The sequence below is a fragment of the Vibrio toranzoniae genome (assembly GCF_024347655.1).
Lineage (GTDB): Bacteria > Pseudomonadota > Gammaproteobacteria > Enterobacterales > Vibrionaceae > Vibrio > Vibrio toranzoniae.
The window spans coordinates 792257-807894 of record NZ_AP025514.1; the positions used below are offsets into that span (position 1 = coordinate 792257).

Consider the following 15638-nt stretch of genomic DNA (forward strand, 5'->3'; position numbering starts at 1 on the left):
TTAACTAAAAGTATTTACAATTTACCTACATAAACTAAGGCTTTCTGCGGGCTAAATAGCAAAATGAGGACCATTAGGTCCTCATTGATTAACTAAGTAAGTGAGCGTATCACTTATTTGATTTCAACTTGCTCTTCACCCGCTTCTGCGTTTGCGATCTCACCGATAACCCAGGCGTTTTCGCCTTCAGCTTTCAGTAGTTCAACAGCAGCGTCTGCTTGAGCTTTAGGTAGAGCAACAACTAGGCCAACACCACAGTTGAAAGTGCGGTACATTTCGAATGTCTCCACGTTACCTTTCTCTTGTAGCCAACTGAAGATAGCAGGCCATTCCCAGCTCTTACCATCAATGACGGCTTTAGTACCTTCAGGAAGTACGCGTGGGATGTTCTCCCAGAAACCACCACCTGTGATGTGCGAGATAGCATGAATGTCATGCTCAGCAATCATCTTAAGCGCTGATTTGATGTAAATCTTAGTGGGTTCGAGTAGGTGTTCACCGATAGTGCGACCTTCTAGTTCTTCATTCTTATCAGCACCAGAAACTTCTAGAACTTTACGAATCAAAGAGTAGCCGTTTGAGTGTGGACCACTTGATCCAACAGCGATAAGTGCGTCGCCTGCTGCTACTTTAGTGCCATCAATGATGTCTGCTTTTTCTACAACACCAACACAGAAGCCCGCTACGTCGTAGTCGTCGCCCTCATACATGCCTGGCATTTCAGCCGTTTCACCGCCGATTAGTGCACAACCAGCTTGAACACAACCTTCAGCGATACCAGAAACAACGTCTGCTGCTGTGTCTACATCGAGCTTACCTGTTGCGTAGTAGTCTAGGAAGAATAGCGGCTCACCACCTTGAACGATTAGGTCGTTCACACACATTGCCACTAGGTCGATACCAATGGTGTCGTGTTTTTTCAGATCCAAAGCAAGGCGAAGTTTAGTACCAACACCATCAGTACCTGAAACAAGTACCGGCTCTTTGTATTTCGTTGGAAGTTCACATAGGGCGCCAAAGCCACCAATACCGCCCATTACTTCAGGGCGACGAGTGCGTTTAACGGCACCTTTAATACGGTCTACTAGTGCATTACCTGCGTCGATATCAACGCCTGCGTCTTTGTAGCTTAGAGAAGAAGTATTACCACTCACGGGATAGTCCTCGAACTTAAGTTGGATGTGAAAACGGCGTTATTCTAACAGGGCTTGTTTATGAAGAGCAAACGTTTGCGCGGTTTTTTTTATTAGAATAAAGATTCTGAAATAACCACAAAGTTCGTGTACAATCTACAGGTTTGTTTAAATATTGCCGGAGTTGGAAATGAAAGTTGTTGAAGTGAAACACCCGCTAGTAAAACATAAAATTGGCCTGATGCGTGAAGGTGAGATTAGCACTAAGCGTTTTCGTGAGCTAGCGACAGAAGTGGGTAGCCTTCTAACATACGAAGCGACATCAGACTTTGAGACTGAGCGTGTAACTATTAATGGTTGGAACGGTCCAGTTGAAGTTGACCAAGTTAAAGGTAAAAAAGTAACAGTAGTGCCAATCCTACGTGCTGGTCTAGGCATGATGGACGGCGTTCTAGAGCACATTCCAAGTGCCCGTATCAGCGTTGTTGGTGTTTACCGTGACGAAGAAACACTTGAACCAGTACCATACTTCAACAAGCTTGCATCTAATATCGAGGAGCGCATTGCTCTTGTGGTAGACCCAATGCTTGCAACAGGTGGTTCTATGATCGCAACGATTGACTTAATGAAAGAGAAAGGTTGTAAGCACTTTAAGATTCTTGTACTTGTAGCGGCTCCTGAAGGTATTGCCGCTCTAGAAAAAGCGCACCCAGACGTAGAGCTTTACACGGCTGCAATTGATGAGAAGCTCAACGACAAGGGTTACATCGTTCCAGGTCTTGGCGATGCTGGTGATAAGATCTTCGGTACTAAGTAATTCGGTTTCAGCTTAAGTCACTCTAAACCGTTTCTTAACTCGCTGAATTAGCCGTATTAATAAAAAGGGAGAGCATTCGGTGCTCTCCCTTTTTGATCTCGTTGGCTTGCGATTCTTTTGAATCTAGCTTTACCGATTGCTTAATCGATTTGAGCTTTGTCTACCACAGTGTTGTCGCCTAGCTCTTCAGGAAGGACTAGGTTCAGTAGAATTGCCACGATGCCACACAAGCTTACGCCTTGTAGGCTGAAGTCACCGATACCAAAGGCCATGCCGCCAATACCAAAGACTAAAGTAATACCCACAATCACAAGGTTACGTGATTTATGCAGGTCTACATTGTTCTTGATGAGAGTATTGAGCCCAACTGTTGCGATTGAACCAAACAGCAGAATCATGATGCCGCCCATCACTGGAACTGGAATCGTTTGAAGTAGTGCGCCTAGCTTACCAACCAAGGCTAAAACAATGGCCGTAACGGCAGCCCAAGTCATGATCACTGGGTTAAATGCTTTCGTTAGCATTACCGCACCTGTTACTTCACTGTACGTTGTATTTGGTGGCGCGCCCAGCATAGAAGCCGCAATCGTAGCGACACCGTCGCCAGTGATGGTGCGGTGTAAACCTGGTTTTTTAAGGTAGTCTTTGCCAGTTACGTTAGAGATAGCAAGCATGTCGCCAACGTGTTCAACGGCCGGTGCAATGGCGACAAATACCATAAAGAAGATAGCGTTGATGTTGAACTCAGGTGTTGTGAAGTTTGGTAGTGCTAACCAAGATGCTTGAGCCACGGGGGTGAAGTCTACTGCACCATATATCAGGCTGGTGATATAACCCGCAACAATACCGCCGAAGATAGGCAGCAGTTTAAGGAAGCCTTTTGAAAACACACTGATGACAATCGTCACTAACAATGAAATAGATGAAATCCACAATGCAGCATCTGCATCGATAAGCTGAACTGCACCGTCGCCTGTTTTACCTAGCGCCATGTTTACTGCAACAGGCGCAAGACCTAAACCGATAACCATGATGACAGGGCCAACCACGACGGGTGGAAGCAGTTTATGAATGAAGGCAACGCCTCGTACTTTTATCAATGCGCCCATTAATACATACACAACTCCTGCCGCCATAAGGCCACCCATGGTTGCTCCTACACCCCAAGTCTGAATTCCGAACATGATAGGTGCGATGAAGGCGAAAGAAGACGCTAAGAAGATTGGCACTGAACGGCGTGTAATAAGTTGGAATATAAGGGTACCGATACCCGCGCCAAAGAGTGCAACGTTAGGATCAAGCCCTGTCAGTAGCGGCACTAATACAAGTGCACCAAAAGCTACAAACAGCATTTGCGCACCTTGCAAAGCATTTTTCATGTTAAATCCTTAAAAATGGTCGTTATATGAAAGTCGAAAAATAAAATTCGCAGGATTCTATCACTTGGCAAACGATTGCTACACTAGATAGATCAAATTTATTTATCTTAGTGATGTTTGTTGCTATCAAAATAAGAAGAAATTCAGTTTACAAGTAAACGATTTATCATGGTTAGGTGATATTTTATGGTTATTAAACACAGTGGGGGTTATCGACCTTGCCCCTCAATCCATAGTTGCTTATCATCAAGGCACAAGATTTGAATATTAGGATCAGTATGCGCTACATAGCATTGTTGTTCATGGCATTATTAGCCTCTCCGAGCTATGCCTTAACTCAAGTAGATATCTTTAGTGTTGAGGTTGCGATTGACGCTAGAGGTAAACAGTCAGAGCAAGTGGCAAGAAATACTGGCATGGAGCAGGTATTGATACGTGCGACTGGCCAAACCGATGTCGCTTCGAATGAGACTATTCAAAAGGCGATGCGTAAGAGTGCGCAGTACATGTCTCAAATGAGTTTTGGTGAAAGTAATGGTCAATCAACATTACGCATGCGTTTTAATGCTGCTCAAATCCGCTCATTATTAACTCAAGCGCAATTGCCATATTGGCCTGATACTCGTTCAGACATCCTAGTTTGGTTGATAGAAGAAGATAACTACGACAAGAATATAGTATGGGAGCATACTAATTCGCAGTTAGCCGCGGGCTTACAAATAAACGCCAAAGAACGTGGATTACCCCTGACGCTACCTGTTGGCGATTTTGACGATATCACGGGCATTGAGATCTCTGATCTATGGGGAAATTTTGTTACGCCGATCAGTAAAGCGAGTCAACGTTACTCTGTTGATGCTGTACTTGTTGTGAAGGCTCAATCTTCTGGATTACGTTGGACTTTATATGATCAAAAGCCAAGCCAGTTGTCGAGTGCACCAGCTTCACCTGTGACTGGTTCGATATCGGGTAACAGTGCTACGGGTTCTAAGAAGCTGGTTGATCAAATTAGTAATTACTATGCAGGTAAAAGTGCCGTTACCGTAGCAAGTGAATCTTCAGAGTCTATCCTAACGCAGTTTATTAGCCTGAATAACGCCCAGGATTTTTTCCAATTGGAGAATGCGCTTAAGCGTCTAAACTCAGTAGCAAGCCTAGATATTCTGAAAATTCAAAGCAATGAAGTCACTTTCCAAATACACTTACTATCAACTCAACAAGAGTTTGAGCAAGAAGTGGAAAGCATTCGACAGGTTGCAAAAGTTGAAGAGTCTTACATTGAACCTGAAGTTAGCCCTGAATTTGAAACGCAAGACAACGCTATGTCTGTAGGTGATGATTCAGCAAGCGCTGTTGATACTGAAGGCGAGGGAAGTGAGATTGACTCAAGCGTTCAAGTGATTAAAGGCAGCGAGCTTTCTACGGATGCTGAGCTAACAAGCACGACTGATGCGACGCTAGACGAATCTGGTGAAGAAGCACTCATCATCACGGCTCCAGTGCACGCTAAGCCAAGCTTGGTCTACGAATGGGTTCGTTCGTAATTGTCTACTGACATCACTGATTAAATCGAAACATTAAAAAAGCCCTGCAAGAGCGATCCTGCAGGGCTTTTTGTTTATCTAACGTCAGTTCAAGAATAACGAATCAATATTACTGCTCGAATTTCGCTTTCTCTTTCTTTTCTACTTCAGAAAGGCGCTTCAGCTTGATGCCCAACTCTTTGGCACGAAAACGAGTAAATAAGATATTACCCGCAAAGCCTAATGTCGTCAGAAGCAGCTCTACAGCCGCTAGCAAGCGTTCACCACCGTCTATATACAAGATGGTTAATGCGTGCAGGAAGTAGAGCATCAGGACGAAGTTCGCCCAAGCATGCGTGTAAGGTTTACCTGCTAGAATGCCCGGTAATGGCAGCAATAGCGGTACCGCCCAAGCAATCGCAAGTGTGGTGTTACTCAGGTGTGGATGCGGGGACAGTGTCACCTGCCACGCCACAACCCAACCTAATAGTAATAAGTTGCCAGCTAAAGCAAGGTAGCGGAATAACTTTGTCTTGGGAGACATAGCCCTCTCAGCCATATACATCATTGAGAAATTCCCTTCTGGTTGATGGCGATGCGCGCTAAGCGCTTGCCTAGGTTTTGAGCCAGTTCAATCTCTTCTTTGCTTAACGATGGCGCTTCTCCTGTACTGCTTGCACCGTAAGGTGTGCCACCGGTTTGAGTGTTATGCAGCGCAGGTTCAGAGTAGGGGATTCCCACCACCAGCATACCATGGTGAAGCAGTGGCAACATCATACTTTGCTGTGTGGTTTCTTGACCGCCATGCAGTGACGAAGACGAAGTAAACACACAGGCAGGCTTATCGATAAGGTCACCATTGACCCATAATGATGTGGTGCTATCCCAAAAGTGCTTCATAGGCCCGGCCATATTACCAAACCAAACTGGACTACCTAGCGCTAAACCATTACAAGAACGGAGTTCTTGCAACGTTGCGATAGGATCGGTTGGTTGATAACGCGAATCAGCCTGCTCTTCTACCGTGTACACATCGTTCACCGTTCTTAACATGGCTTCGCAGCTCGGGATAGATTCAACCCCTCGCGCAATCTGCCTGGCTAGAGCTTGTGTGTTGCCGTGGCGACTGTAGTAGAGAACAAGAATATTAATGCTCATATTGGATTACAGGATCTCTAGCACTTGCTCTGGTGGACGACCAATTTTTGCTTTGTTGTTCGCGACAACGACTGGGCGTTCAAACAGCTTTGGATTTGTCGCCATTGCTGAGAAAAGGTTTTCATCAGTAACCGATGCATCACCAAGGTTTGCTTCTTTGTAATCCGCTTCTTTGGTGCGCATCATCTCGCGAACACTGTCAAAACCAAGCTGAGTGAAAAGCACTTTTAGTTGCTCGACAGTTAAAGGTGTGTCTAGGTACTTGATAACCTCTGGCTGTACGCCTTTTGCTTCAAGCAGTTCGAGAGTTTGACGGCTCTTTGAGCAACGTGGATTATGATAAATCACGACAGACATGGTTCTTCCTCACTATTATTTTTTGATTTAATTCGTCGATAGAAGCCACTCGAGCGGCTTCATTGTATTTGTTGAGCTTGCTTTTTATTTCGGTAGCGAGTCTTTGCTAGCAAATCAAAATTTACTGCAGCGACAAGAAGCGTTCCCGCTGAATCATCAGTTGGTCAATTCGAGCATCGTAACGTGCTTGCTTTAAACTTCCGAGCTCTGCGATTTGGCTTGCTTGCGTATAGTACTGAATCGCTTTGTTCCAGTTGGCTCGTAGTGCCAAAATCTCTGCACGAGCGGCGAGCTCTTCGTCGCTATTACCCAGGCTAGTACTTACTTTTGAAAGCAGATGCCAGCCATTGACGTCGTTCGGGTTATCGTGTGTGTAACGCTGTAATACACGAACAGCTTCTTGTAGGTTTTCATTCTCGAGCAATGCATTGGCGTAGTTAATGGTTAGAACTGGGTTGTTTGGCTGACGAACCAGTGCAGATTTAAGTTCTTTAATCGCAGTCTCAGGTTGCTTCTGTTCAATATGCAGATCCGAGATCGCATCTAAATAAAATAGGTTAGTCGGATCGCTATTCATTAGCTTTGTCAGAATAGGCTCGGCTTTATCTAGCTTTTTCGAATCTAGGTAAACCAGTGCTTGGCCATACTCTAGTGATGGCACTATAGCTTTAGGTGCTTTCTTCAGTTGGCGCTCAAACCAATCTAGAGCCGCATCATTATTGATACCCGCATAACGCGCGACAATGCGAGATCTCGCTAGATGGTAATCTAATGATGGAGCCAGTTTTAGCGGTGGATAACTGCGAGCTCGGGCACGAGAATCTGTAATTCGGTCTTGAGGTAATGGGTGAGTCAGCAACATGGGTGGTGGTGTACTGGCATAGCGGTATTCGTCAGCCAAACGGCCAAAGAAACGTGGCATAGCATTCACATCGAAACCAGCTTTTGCTAGCGTGTTGATACCAAAACGATCGGCTTCTTTTTCATTGCTACGGGTGTAGTTGATTTGGCTTTGCATGTTGCCCGCAGTTGTTGCGGTTAACGCAGCAATTCCTGCTTCGGGTGCTGCGATAGCCAGTAGTACAGAGGCGGCAAGTGCTGCGATGGTCGCTGGAGTACGACGAGCTTGGCCTTCCATGCTGCGTGCTAAGTGGCGCTGGGTTACGTGTGCGATCTCGTGCGCTAATACCGAAGCAAGTTCGCTTTCTGATTGTGCATGCAGAAATAACCCAGAGTGCAATGCAACATAACCACCAAAGAATGCGAAGGCATTGATATTGCGATCACGGATCATAAAGAATTGAAAAGGTGTTTTTACATCATTAGCGTTCGCGACTAGGCGATGGCCCAGTGTATCAATGTATTGGTTTAGAACCGGGTCATTGACGATAGGCTGGCTGTTTCTGATGATGCGCATGTAGGCATCACCATAGATAAGTTCTTGATCGATAGTGAGTGTACCGCCAGCAGCAGTGCCGATATCCGGTAGCTCTAAACTATTGGTATTTGCTAACGTTGGGGTACCTAATGTTGCTGCGATGCATAAGCAAGCAATTGAGCGAGCGCGTTTAAACATATTAGTCAGTAATACTCCGTTTCTTCTGACAGTAAGACAAGTGCAATGCAAATTGGTTCTGTATCCGATTTAACCTTTACCAAGCGCGTGCGCTATCATGAAGGAAGATGAATCAATGATGGCACGTTTTTAAAAACAGATTACAATATGCCTCTTATAATAAGCATCGAGTCCAAGAATGACACCTAATATTCTAGATTTACGCCAAGAGCGCTGTCCAATGGCGTTATTATTAGCCAAGCGTCACAGTGTAAAGTTAGAAGTAGGACAATCATTGTCAATTTACGTCTCTGATAACAGCTCGATGAAAGATATTGTGAGCTTTTTATCTCAGCACGCCTACGTTGTAATTACTGAGGCTTGCTCTAGCTACCATCACCTCCTCGTTACTAAAAAGGAATTGCAATCAAATGCTTGAAATGGTTAATCGTTGGTATAAACGACGTTTCTCTGATCCCCATGCCGTCAGTTTGGTTGCCATCATTCTATTCGGCTTTATTACTATCTACTTCTTTGGTCATTTAATCGCTCCGTTATTGGTCGCGATTGTGTTGGCTTACTTGTTAGAGTGGCCAGTAACTCAGCTTCAGAGACTAGGGGTTCCCCGAACGCCTTCTGTGATGCTGGTGATCTTGATGTTCTTTAGTTTAATGTTGCTTGCGCTATTTGGCCTAGTGCCAACCATTTGGGGGCAAGTTGGTAACCTTATTAATGATATCCCAAGTATGTATGGCGGCTTACAAAAGTTCATCTCGACGATTCCTGAACGTTACCCTGAGTTAGCAAACTTGCAGATTGTTGAATCCGTCATGTCGAATGCGAAGAATAAAGCACTAGGCTTTGGGGAAAGCGTTGTTAAAGGTTCTGTTGCTTCTCTTGTCAGTCTAGCCACGCTTGCGGTTTACTTGATTCTTGTGCCTTTGCTTATCTTCTTCTTACTAAAAGATAAAGAAGAGATGATTGGTATGGCGAGTGGTGTACTACCTAAAAACCGTCGTTTAGCGACCAAGGTTTGGGTAGAGATGAACCAACAGATTTCGAACTATATTCGTGGCAAAGTAGTTGAAATTTTAATCGTCGGCGGTGTCAGTTACGTCACCTTTGCGATCCTAGATTTACGTTATTCAACACTGCTAGCCGTGGCGGTTGGCTTATCAGTATTGATCCCGTATATCGGTGCGGCAGCGGTAACGGTGCCCGTAGCGATTGTTGGCCTGTTCCAATGGGGGCTTGAGCCTCAATTCTACTGGTTGTTGCTGGCTTACGGCATTATTCAGGCACTAGATGGCAACGTGTTAGTACCCGTTCTGTTCTCTGAAGCGGTGAATCTACACCCTGTTGCGATTATTGTGGCTGTATTGGTGTTTGGTGGTTTATGGGGATTCTGGGGTGTGTTCTTTGCTATTCCATTGGCAACGTTAGTGAAAGCGGTTTGGAATGCCTTACCGAGTCATGCGTTGGACGATGATCCTGAGCACTCACACTAACTAAGTTCTTAGTGTAAACACTACAAATACCCATTACAAAAAAAGCCAAATCTTAATGAGATTTGGCCTTTTTGATTTATTCTTTTGCTACGGTGCATTGGGTTAAGAAGCTCATTTTAACTTAGCGCTTTTAACCGAAACAGAGCATTAAGCTTCTTGATTGAAGTACTCTAGAACCACTTCGTGGTGAGTTTTAGTTTTGAACTTGTTGAAGACGTGTTCAATTTGACCTTCTTCATCAATTAGGAAGCTAATACGGTGCAGACCATCGTATACTTTGCCCATGAATTTCTTTTCACCCCAAACGCCAAACTGCTCAGCAACGCTGTGGTCTTCGTCAGACAACAGGGTGAAGTTCAGAGATTTTTTCGCAACGAAGTTTGGTAGACGTTTTACTGGATCAACACTCACACCTAAAACAACCACATTCAGGTCATCAAGCTGTGCTTTGATATCACGCAGGCCTTCCGCTTGCACAATACAACCTGGAGTCATTGCTTTTGGGTAAAAGTAGAAAAGTACTTTTTTACCTTTGAAGTCACCAAGAGATACGATATTGCCATCTTGATCTGGAAGAGAAAAAGCAGGTGCTGGAACACCAGCCGTTAGCGTATTCATGATATTTCCTTTTTAAAGACTGTTTTTGATAAAGTTGAGCGAGCCTTGTACGGATAGGCTCTGACACAGCGAATTGAATTCTTCTTGTAGCTGCATCAAATTACATTCTGACTGCACAGAAGCGGTAATTGAGATATGGAACTGGTCGCTATCGAACTGAACCTTGGATTTATTGATGGTTTGTGCGCTAAGCGAGTCGAGGCCGATGTTTCGGTCCGCGAAGAATTGAGTGAACTGCTCGGTAAGTCCAAGCTTGTCGTCTGACTCAACGAATACCTCTAGCGTGTATGAGTTCTCAATAATATCATGAGGAGAAGTGCGCTTCATAATCGTAATTAAGTCGTGCTCTTGACCAAGCAAGGGCAGGGTCGTTTCAACGCGGGTAATGTTGTTTGCCTTTCCAGACAGTAGCATGATAAGCGTAAATTCTTCGCCAAACATAGCGATACGGCTATCAATAATGTTACAGCCTGATTGGGTGACTAAATGAACCACTTGGTTGCATACACCTGGGCGATCAGTGCCCACAGCTGTGATTACTAGATGTTGAGTCATAAAATCACGTCTCTAAATATTCCGTTGATGTTTGCATGTTAGCACAGTTAGCCAGAGGAATAAGCGTATGGGCGGGGCTTTTTATTAGGCATCTTGCGTCCTACTGGCAACAAATGATTGGAATATCGAGAGCGTTAAAATTGAGATGGCAGAGTGAGACCACAGCTTACTTGCTACTGACATCCGGCGATAGGCTTTCCGATAGATTGAGCGCAGGTTGCCCAAATTTCAGGTATAACGCCGTTAGAAGTCGTTTTACCTCAAACATACGACAATATTTACTGCAGATGTTGCCGCTAAGCCACTTTAATGTCTTGTGTTTATTGATTGGCTTACAGTAACATGCAAAAAGAATAAATTAAGGGAGATAGACATGTTTTCAGGAAGTATCGTTGCGCTAGTTACGCCATTTAATACAGATGGTGAAGTGGATTTCGACAGCCTTAAAAAGTTAGTTGAGCACCATGTTGCTGCAGGTAGTGATGGTCTGGTTGCGGTTGGCACAACTGGTGAGTCTTCAACACTCACAATTGAAGAGCATGTCAAAGTCGTCAATAAGATCGTTGAATTTGCTGATGGTCGTATTCCTGTTATTGCTGGTACGGGTGCAAACGCAACTCACGAGTCAGTGCTATTCAGCCGTTTATTAAATGGTTCTGGCATTGCCGGTTGTTTGAGTGTGACACCTTACTACAACAAACCGACTCAAGAAGGTTTGTACCAGCACTATAAAGCGATTGCTGAAGTCAGTGACGTTCCTCAGATTCTCTACAATGTACCGGGCCGAACTGCCGTTGACTTGTTACCAGAAACGGTTGCTCGCCTTGCTGAGATCGAAAATATCGTTGCACTTAAAGATGCGACGGGTGATCTCGACAGAATTGCAATTCACCGTGAACTTTGTGGCGAAGACTTTATCTTACTAAGTGGTGATGACTTAACAGGTTTAGAATTTGTGAAGCTTGGTGGCGACGGCGTGATCTCTGTAACCAACAATGTTGCAGCCGCTGATATGGCAACTATGTTCAAACTAGCGAAACAAGGTAAGTTTGAAGAAGCAGAAGCGATCAATGAACGTTTGATGCCTCTACATAAGAATTTGTTCGTTGAGTCTAACCCTATTCCCGTAAAATGGGCGGTTCATAAAATGGGTCTGATTGCTGAAGGTGGCTTACGTCTACCGCTGACTGAACTGTCAGAACCAGCTCAACCTGTTGTTGCTCAAGCAATGACTGAAGCGTGTATTTACTAAAACGTATGAAGTAATGCCGAAGCGAACCTTCGGCATTTAGGAGTATAAATGAAGTATTCTCACCAGCTAGTGATTGGGTCACTGGCTGTTTTTGTTCTTACAGCATGTTCTGGCAGTCCGACTCAACGTCGGCAGGCCAAAGATGATTTCGAATACTTAGAAACACCTGAGTTTTCACAATGGCAATTGCCAGAAGATGCTCAGCCTCAGTTCTACCCAAATTTTGACATTCCAAGCGGCGAATTTAGTGGTGGTACAGGTCGTGAAGTGGATATTCGTCCACCGCAACAAGTACTTGAGCTGATACCTGGTGCTCGTACTGAGCGTCAAAATGGTGAAGTGACACTATGGCTCCTTCGTGCTGAAGAAGCAGACCGAGTGTGGCAAACGGCAGTAGACATGCTAGCTCAGCGTGGGATTGGCATTCGTGAACAGTCAGAGAATGAGATTGAGACCGATTGGGTAACTTGGGTTTCTGAAGATGAAGAAGTAGAGATTGGCAGTCGTTACTCTATCTCTCGTTTCCAAGCAAACAACCGCCATGGCTTCAAGATTAACCTCATTGATTGGCGTGAAGGTACTGAAGAGAAGCCGGTAACAGCAACCAATAAAGAGCGCTATAACGCGTTCCTGACCAACTTGGTCATGGCTAAATACGATGAAAATCTTCGTGCAGAAGCAGCGCTGAAAGCGCAAGAGTTGGTGAAGCGTATTCCAATCTCAATGGGTGCTGACCGCAGTGGCTTCCCTGTGATCATTGCTCGTACACCATATAATGTATTGTGGCAGCGTTTGCCTAGCTTGTTGCCTACGATGGGCTTTGAGCTTGAAGAGCGTAACCAATCTCAAGGTACGGTGAAGGCGAAGTACGCCGCGCCAGATGATGAATTCTGGGAAGAGATTGGCCTACAACCTATCGATTTAGCGCCAGGTACTTACACCTTCTTATTTGGTGATCTTGGTAACCGTACGTCGATCAACGTAACGGATACATCAGGTAAGCCAGTAGAAGAAGAGCTACTTAAATCAATGGTACCGGTACTAGCACACGTTGCTGACCAAACCAAAGATGACAATGATACTAATGCTGAATGATTAGCTTTAGCTAATAAAAAAGAGGACACATTGTGTCCTCTTTTTTTATGTTCGTTTATAAGTCAGCGGCTTATTCTAAAATCAGGCAAAGCCACCCAAATCACAAAGCTATCGAAATTATCAAGCCATCAGAGCCACAGGTTAAGCGTCTTTGTTATCCGATGACTCTTCTTTTTGATCCTTCTCTTTATTCTGCTTGTCTAAGTGATTGAGCTTATCTAAATCTCGCTCTGTTTTACCACGACCTGTCAGGTCCATATTGGCGGTCTGTTTAAGAGCTGCGATGTTACCCACCACGACGCTAACCACGATGATGATGATAACCCAAGGGTTTGTAAGCCATTCCAACATAAGCGCTCCTAATGGCTGATGTTCGCTACGAAGCGCGCGTAGATCTCGTCTAGCTGCTCCATAATAATCCTATACCCTAATATTGGCTTAGATTGGAGTTGCTTGCCAAGTAAAGTGGGAGATAACTGTGATAAACACGACTCCGAAACCTCACGGTGGCTAATATGCCAAGGCTCTATCGCCACACCACCCAGGTCTTTACTGTAAGGAAAGAAGAACCCAAATTGCGCAGCATGAACAGATAACCATTGGTAAAACGCTTGCTGGTGGCCTGTAAAGTATTCCCATGGTTCCAGTTGCAGTTGTGTGCCTTCAGGTAAGTGGTTGCGAGCAAAGACATCGAAGTCACAGCCCCAATGATGACGACTCGCACCGGGAAGTGCAGACCACCTCAGGATAGCCGATAGCTTTTGATGTTCAGTCAGTGTTGAAGCATCAAGAGGTTGGCTTTCTGAGTCTAATATCGGAACTTCGCCAGAAAACTTACGGTTCCAAATCAGAGATTGCCTTTCATAGTCACGAAAGCCACTGGCAATCTCCATTTTAAAACCTGCGAGCTGAGCAGCTTCAATCAAATGGTCCAGGTCACCTTTTACCTCACTGTGAACCAAGAAGGTCTTGGTGCCGATCAGGCTAGATTCCAGATGAGAATCTGATTGTCCGGTAAGCTGCTCTGGTGTCATAACGTGCCTCTCAATAATTAGATGCTATGAATCGCTGATGAAAGACTATTTAGCGAACAGGTTCACTAATGTTCTTTCGTACATGTCGGTTAGTTTCTCTAAATCAGCCACTTTCACACATTCGTTAACCTTGTGAATCGTTGCATTCACTGGCCCTAGCTCTACCACTTGTCCGCCCATGCGCGCAATAAAGCGCCCATCAGACGTACCACCAGTCGTTAGAAGAGCTGGTTTCACATCATTGACGTGACCCACAGCATCGACAATAGCATCAAGCAATGAACCTGCGTCTGTTAAGAACGGGTCGCCATTGAATGTCCATTTTAGGTCGTATTCGAAATCATACTTGTCGAGTGTTGTTGTGATTCGTTCAACGATGATGTCGTTGCTTAACTCGGTACTAAAACGCAGGTTAAACTGAACATTAAACTCACCAGGAATCACGTTTGACGCGCCAGTACCCGCACTTACATTTGGAATTTGGAAACTGGTTGGCGGGAAGTAATCATTACCTTTGTCCCACTCAGTTGTTGCCAACTCATTGATAGCAAGCAGAGAGCTGTGTACAGGGTTGTTTGCTAAGTGAGGGTAGGCTACATGACCTTGTGTACCTTTAATCGTTAGATCGCCTGTGATAGAGCCACGACGGCCATTCTTCACAACATCGCCTACGAACTCAGTGCTTGATGGTTCACCCACAATACACATGTCTATGTTCTCACCACGAGCCATCAGAGTTTCAACAACACGTACGGTACCATTGATGAACGGACCTTCTTCATCTGAAGTGATCAGGAACCCGATTGAACCTGTGTGATCTGGGTGCTTGGCAATGAACTGCTCTACTGCAACAATCATTGAAGCTAGCGAGCCTTTCATGTCCGCTGCGCCGCGACCGTGTAGGAAACCGTCTACGATAGTCGGTTCGAATGGCTTAGTGCTCCACTGTTCAATTGGGCCAGCAGGAACCACATCAGTGTGGCCAGCAAAGGCAAACAGAGGCGCTTCGGTACCACGGCGAGCCCAGAAGTTCGTCGTATCTTCAAATACCATCACTTCGATTTCAAAACCGAGCGCTTTTAAGCGATTCATCATCAGCTCTTGGCAGCCTGCATCTTCAGGGGTTACCGATTGACGGCTAATGAGGTCTTTTGCCAGAGCCAAAGTTGGGCTATCTGTCATCCTTGAATTCCTTGTTTAAATAAAACGTCTAGTCATTAATTTCAGGCGTGAACAGGGGAAGTTCAACGCTTTGTTATCTGTTCTAATAATTGCTTATTACGCTAATTGCTAATTGCTAATTACGCAAAAATAGCAGCGTATTGGTCAGCTTTGAAGCCAATATGAAGCTTGCCATCGACTTTTAAGATCGGGCGCTTAATCATTGCTGGTTGTTCAACAAGCAGAGTGACGGCTTTTTCTTCCGTTAATGTGTCTTTTTGCTCTTGAGAAAGTTGGCGATAAGTCGTACCACGTTTGTTTAGCACAAGCTCCCAACCAAGCTCTGAACAGAAGTTTGTTACTAACTCTTCGGTGATGCCTTGTTTGCGATAATCGTGAAATTCGAACTCGATACCTTCAGCTTCAAGCCATTTCTTTGCTTTTTTGATGGTGTCGCAATTTGGGATACCAAACATAGTGATAGTCATTATTC

Annotated in this window: 18 protein-coding genes; 6 read left to right on the plus strand and 12 right to left on the minus strand. The window is 44.8% G+C overall.

The genetic code is table 11. The features are described from left to right. Positions 1 to 113 precede the first annotated feature (113 nt). Positions 114 to 1154: a phosphoribosylformylglycinamidine cyclo-ligase gene (purM, locus tag OCU50_RS03530; protein ID WP_060468309.1), complete on the minus strand. Its 1041-nt coding sequence runs from the start codon at positions 1152 to 1154 to the stop codon at positions 114 to 116. A 169-nt stretch (positions 1155 to 1323) separates the two neighbouring features. Here purM and upp point away from each other — a divergent pair, with 169 nt between their 5' ends. Further along, a complete protein-coding gene (gene upp, locus OCU50_RS03535; RefSeq protein WP_017056335.1) occupies positions 1324 to 1950 on the plus strand; it encodes a uracil phosphoribosyltransferase in 627 nt (208 codons plus the stop codon). A gap of 140 nt (positions 1951 to 2090) precedes the next feature. On the opposite strand, the gene OCU50_RS03540 is transcribed toward upp, so the two are convergent. Further along, positions 2091 to 3329, minus strand: coding sequence for a uracil-xanthine permease family protein (locus OCU50_RS03540; protein WP_060468308.1), 1239 nt, complete (start codon positions 3327 to 3329; stop codon positions 2091 to 2093). Between the two features lie 278 nt (positions 3330 to 3607). Between OCU50_RS03540 and OCU50_RS03545 the strand changes: the two genes are divergently transcribed. Next, positions 3608 to 4873 carry a DUF2066 domain-containing protein gene (locus tag OCU50_RS03545; protein WP_060468307.1) on the plus strand — a complete coding sequence of 422 codons (1266 nt, stop codon included), beginning with the start codon at positions 3608 to 3610 and terminating at the stop codon, positions 4871 to 4873. A 109-nt stretch (positions 4874 to 4982) separates the two neighbouring features. Here the strand turns inward: OCU50_RS03545 and OCU50_RS03550 are convergent, their stop codons facing one another. The 4 genes from OCU50_RS03550 to bepA all read right to left on the minus strand — a co-directional run bounded on the left by OCU50_RS03550 (position 4983) and on the right by bepA (position 7943). Beyond that, entirely contained in the window at positions 4983 to 5420 is a 438-nt protein-coding gene (locus OCU50_RS03550; RefSeq protein ID WP_060468306.1) for a DUF2069 domain-containing protein, read from the minus strand. Beyond that, entirely contained in the window at positions 5417 to 6010 is a 594-nt protein-coding gene (wrbA, locus tag OCU50_RS03555) for an NAD(P)H:quinone oxidoreductase (RefSeq protein WP_060468305.1), read from the minus strand. The genes OCU50_RS03550 and wrbA overlap by 4 nt, the downstream gene beginning before the upstream one ends. A gap of 6 nt (positions 6011 to 6016) precedes the next feature. Then, positions 6017 to 6367, minus strand: coding sequence for an arsenate reductase (glutaredoxin) (gene arsC, locus OCU50_RS03560; protein ID WP_046223728.1), 351 nt, complete (start codon positions 6365 to 6367; stop codon positions 6017 to 6019). A gap of 121 nt (positions 6368 to 6488) precedes the next feature. Beyond that, positions 6489 to 7943, minus strand: a complete 1455-nt coding sequence (gene bepA / locus OCU50_RS03565) for a beta-barrel assembly-enhancing protease (RefSeq protein ID WP_060468304.1) — start codon at positions 7941 to 7943, stop codon at positions 6489 to 6491. Positions 7944 to 8121: 178 nt separating this feature from the next. On the opposite strand from bepA, the gene OCU50_RS03570 reads away from it, so the two are divergent. Together OCU50_RS03570 and OCU50_RS03575 are read left to right on the plus strand one after the other, a co-directional pair. Further along, on the plus strand, positions 8122 to 8361 hold the full coding sequence (locus OCU50_RS03570) for a sulfurtransferase TusA family protein (RefSeq protein ID WP_060468303.1): 240 nt from the start codon (positions 8122 to 8124) through the stop codon (positions 8359 to 8361). Continuing rightward, positions 8354 to 9430, plus strand: a complete 1077-nt coding sequence (locus tag OCU50_RS03575) for an AI-2E family transporter (protein WP_060468302.1) — start codon at positions 8354 to 8356, stop codon at positions 9428 to 9430. Before OCU50_RS03570 ends, OCU50_RS03575 begins: the two co-directional genes overlap by 8 nt. A 147-nt stretch (positions 9431 to 9577) precedes the next feature. Here the strand turns inward: OCU50_RS03575 and bcp are convergent, their stop codons facing one another. Continuing rightward, entirely contained in the window at positions 9578 to 10048 is a 471-nt protein-coding gene (gene bcp / locus OCU50_RS03580; protein ID WP_060468301.1) for a thioredoxin-dependent thiol peroxidase, read from the minus strand. A 12-nt stretch (positions 10049 to 10060) separates the two neighbouring features. After that, on the minus strand, positions 10061 to 10603 hold the full coding sequence (locus tag OCU50_RS03585) for a glycine cleavage system transcriptional repressor (RefSeq protein WP_017056344.1): 543 nt from the start codon (positions 10601 to 10603) through the stop codon (positions 10061 to 10063). Between the two features lie 373 nt (positions 10604 to 10976). Here OCU50_RS03585 and dapA point away from each other — a divergent pair, with 373 nt between their 5' ends. Continuing rightward, positions 10977 to 11855 carry a 4-hydroxy-tetrahydrodipicolinate synthase gene (gene dapA, locus OCU50_RS03590; protein WP_060468300.1) on the plus strand — a complete coding sequence of 293 codons (879 nt, stop codon included), beginning with the start codon at positions 10977 to 10979 and terminating at the stop codon, positions 11853 to 11855. A gap of 48 nt (positions 11856 to 11903) precedes the next feature. Then, the gene (gene bamC / locus OCU50_RS03595) at positions 11904 to 12950 is read left to right on the plus strand and encodes an outer membrane protein assembly factor BamC (RefSeq protein ID WP_060468299.1); all 1047 of its coding nucleotides are present in this window, start codon (positions 11904 to 11906) and stop codon (positions 12948 to 12950) included. Positions 12951 to 13091: 141 nt separating this feature from the next. On the opposite strand, the gene OCU50_RS03600 is transcribed toward bamC, so the two are convergent. The 4 genes from OCU50_RS03600 to OCU50_RS03615 form a co-directional block, all read right to left on the minus strand. Further along, the gene (locus OCU50_RS03600; RefSeq protein WP_060468298.1) at positions 13092 to 13301 is read right to left on the minus strand and encodes a DUF2897 family protein; all 210 of its coding nucleotides are present in this window, start codon (positions 13299 to 13301) and stop codon (positions 13092 to 13094) included. Positions 13302 to 13309: 8 nt separating this feature from the next. Continuing rightward, positions 13310 to 13984: a M15 family metallopeptidase gene (locus OCU50_RS03605; RefSeq protein WP_060468297.1), complete on the minus strand. Its 675-nt coding sequence runs from the start codon at positions 13982 to 13984 to the stop codon at positions 13310 to 13312. Positions 13985 to 14029: 45 nt separating this feature from the next. Further along, positions 14030 to 15166, minus strand: coding sequence for a succinyl-diaminopimelate desuccinylase (gene dapE, locus OCU50_RS03610; RefSeq protein WP_060468296.1), 1137 nt, complete (start codon positions 15164 to 15166; stop codon positions 14030 to 14032). Positions 15167 to 15285: 119 nt separating this feature from the next. Further along, on the minus strand, positions 15286 to 15633 hold the full coding sequence (locus OCU50_RS03615) for an ArsC family reductase (protein WP_046223736.1): 348 nt from the start codon (positions 15631 to 15633) through the stop codon (positions 15286 to 15288). Between the last annotated feature and the right edge of the window lie 5 nt (positions 15634 to 15638).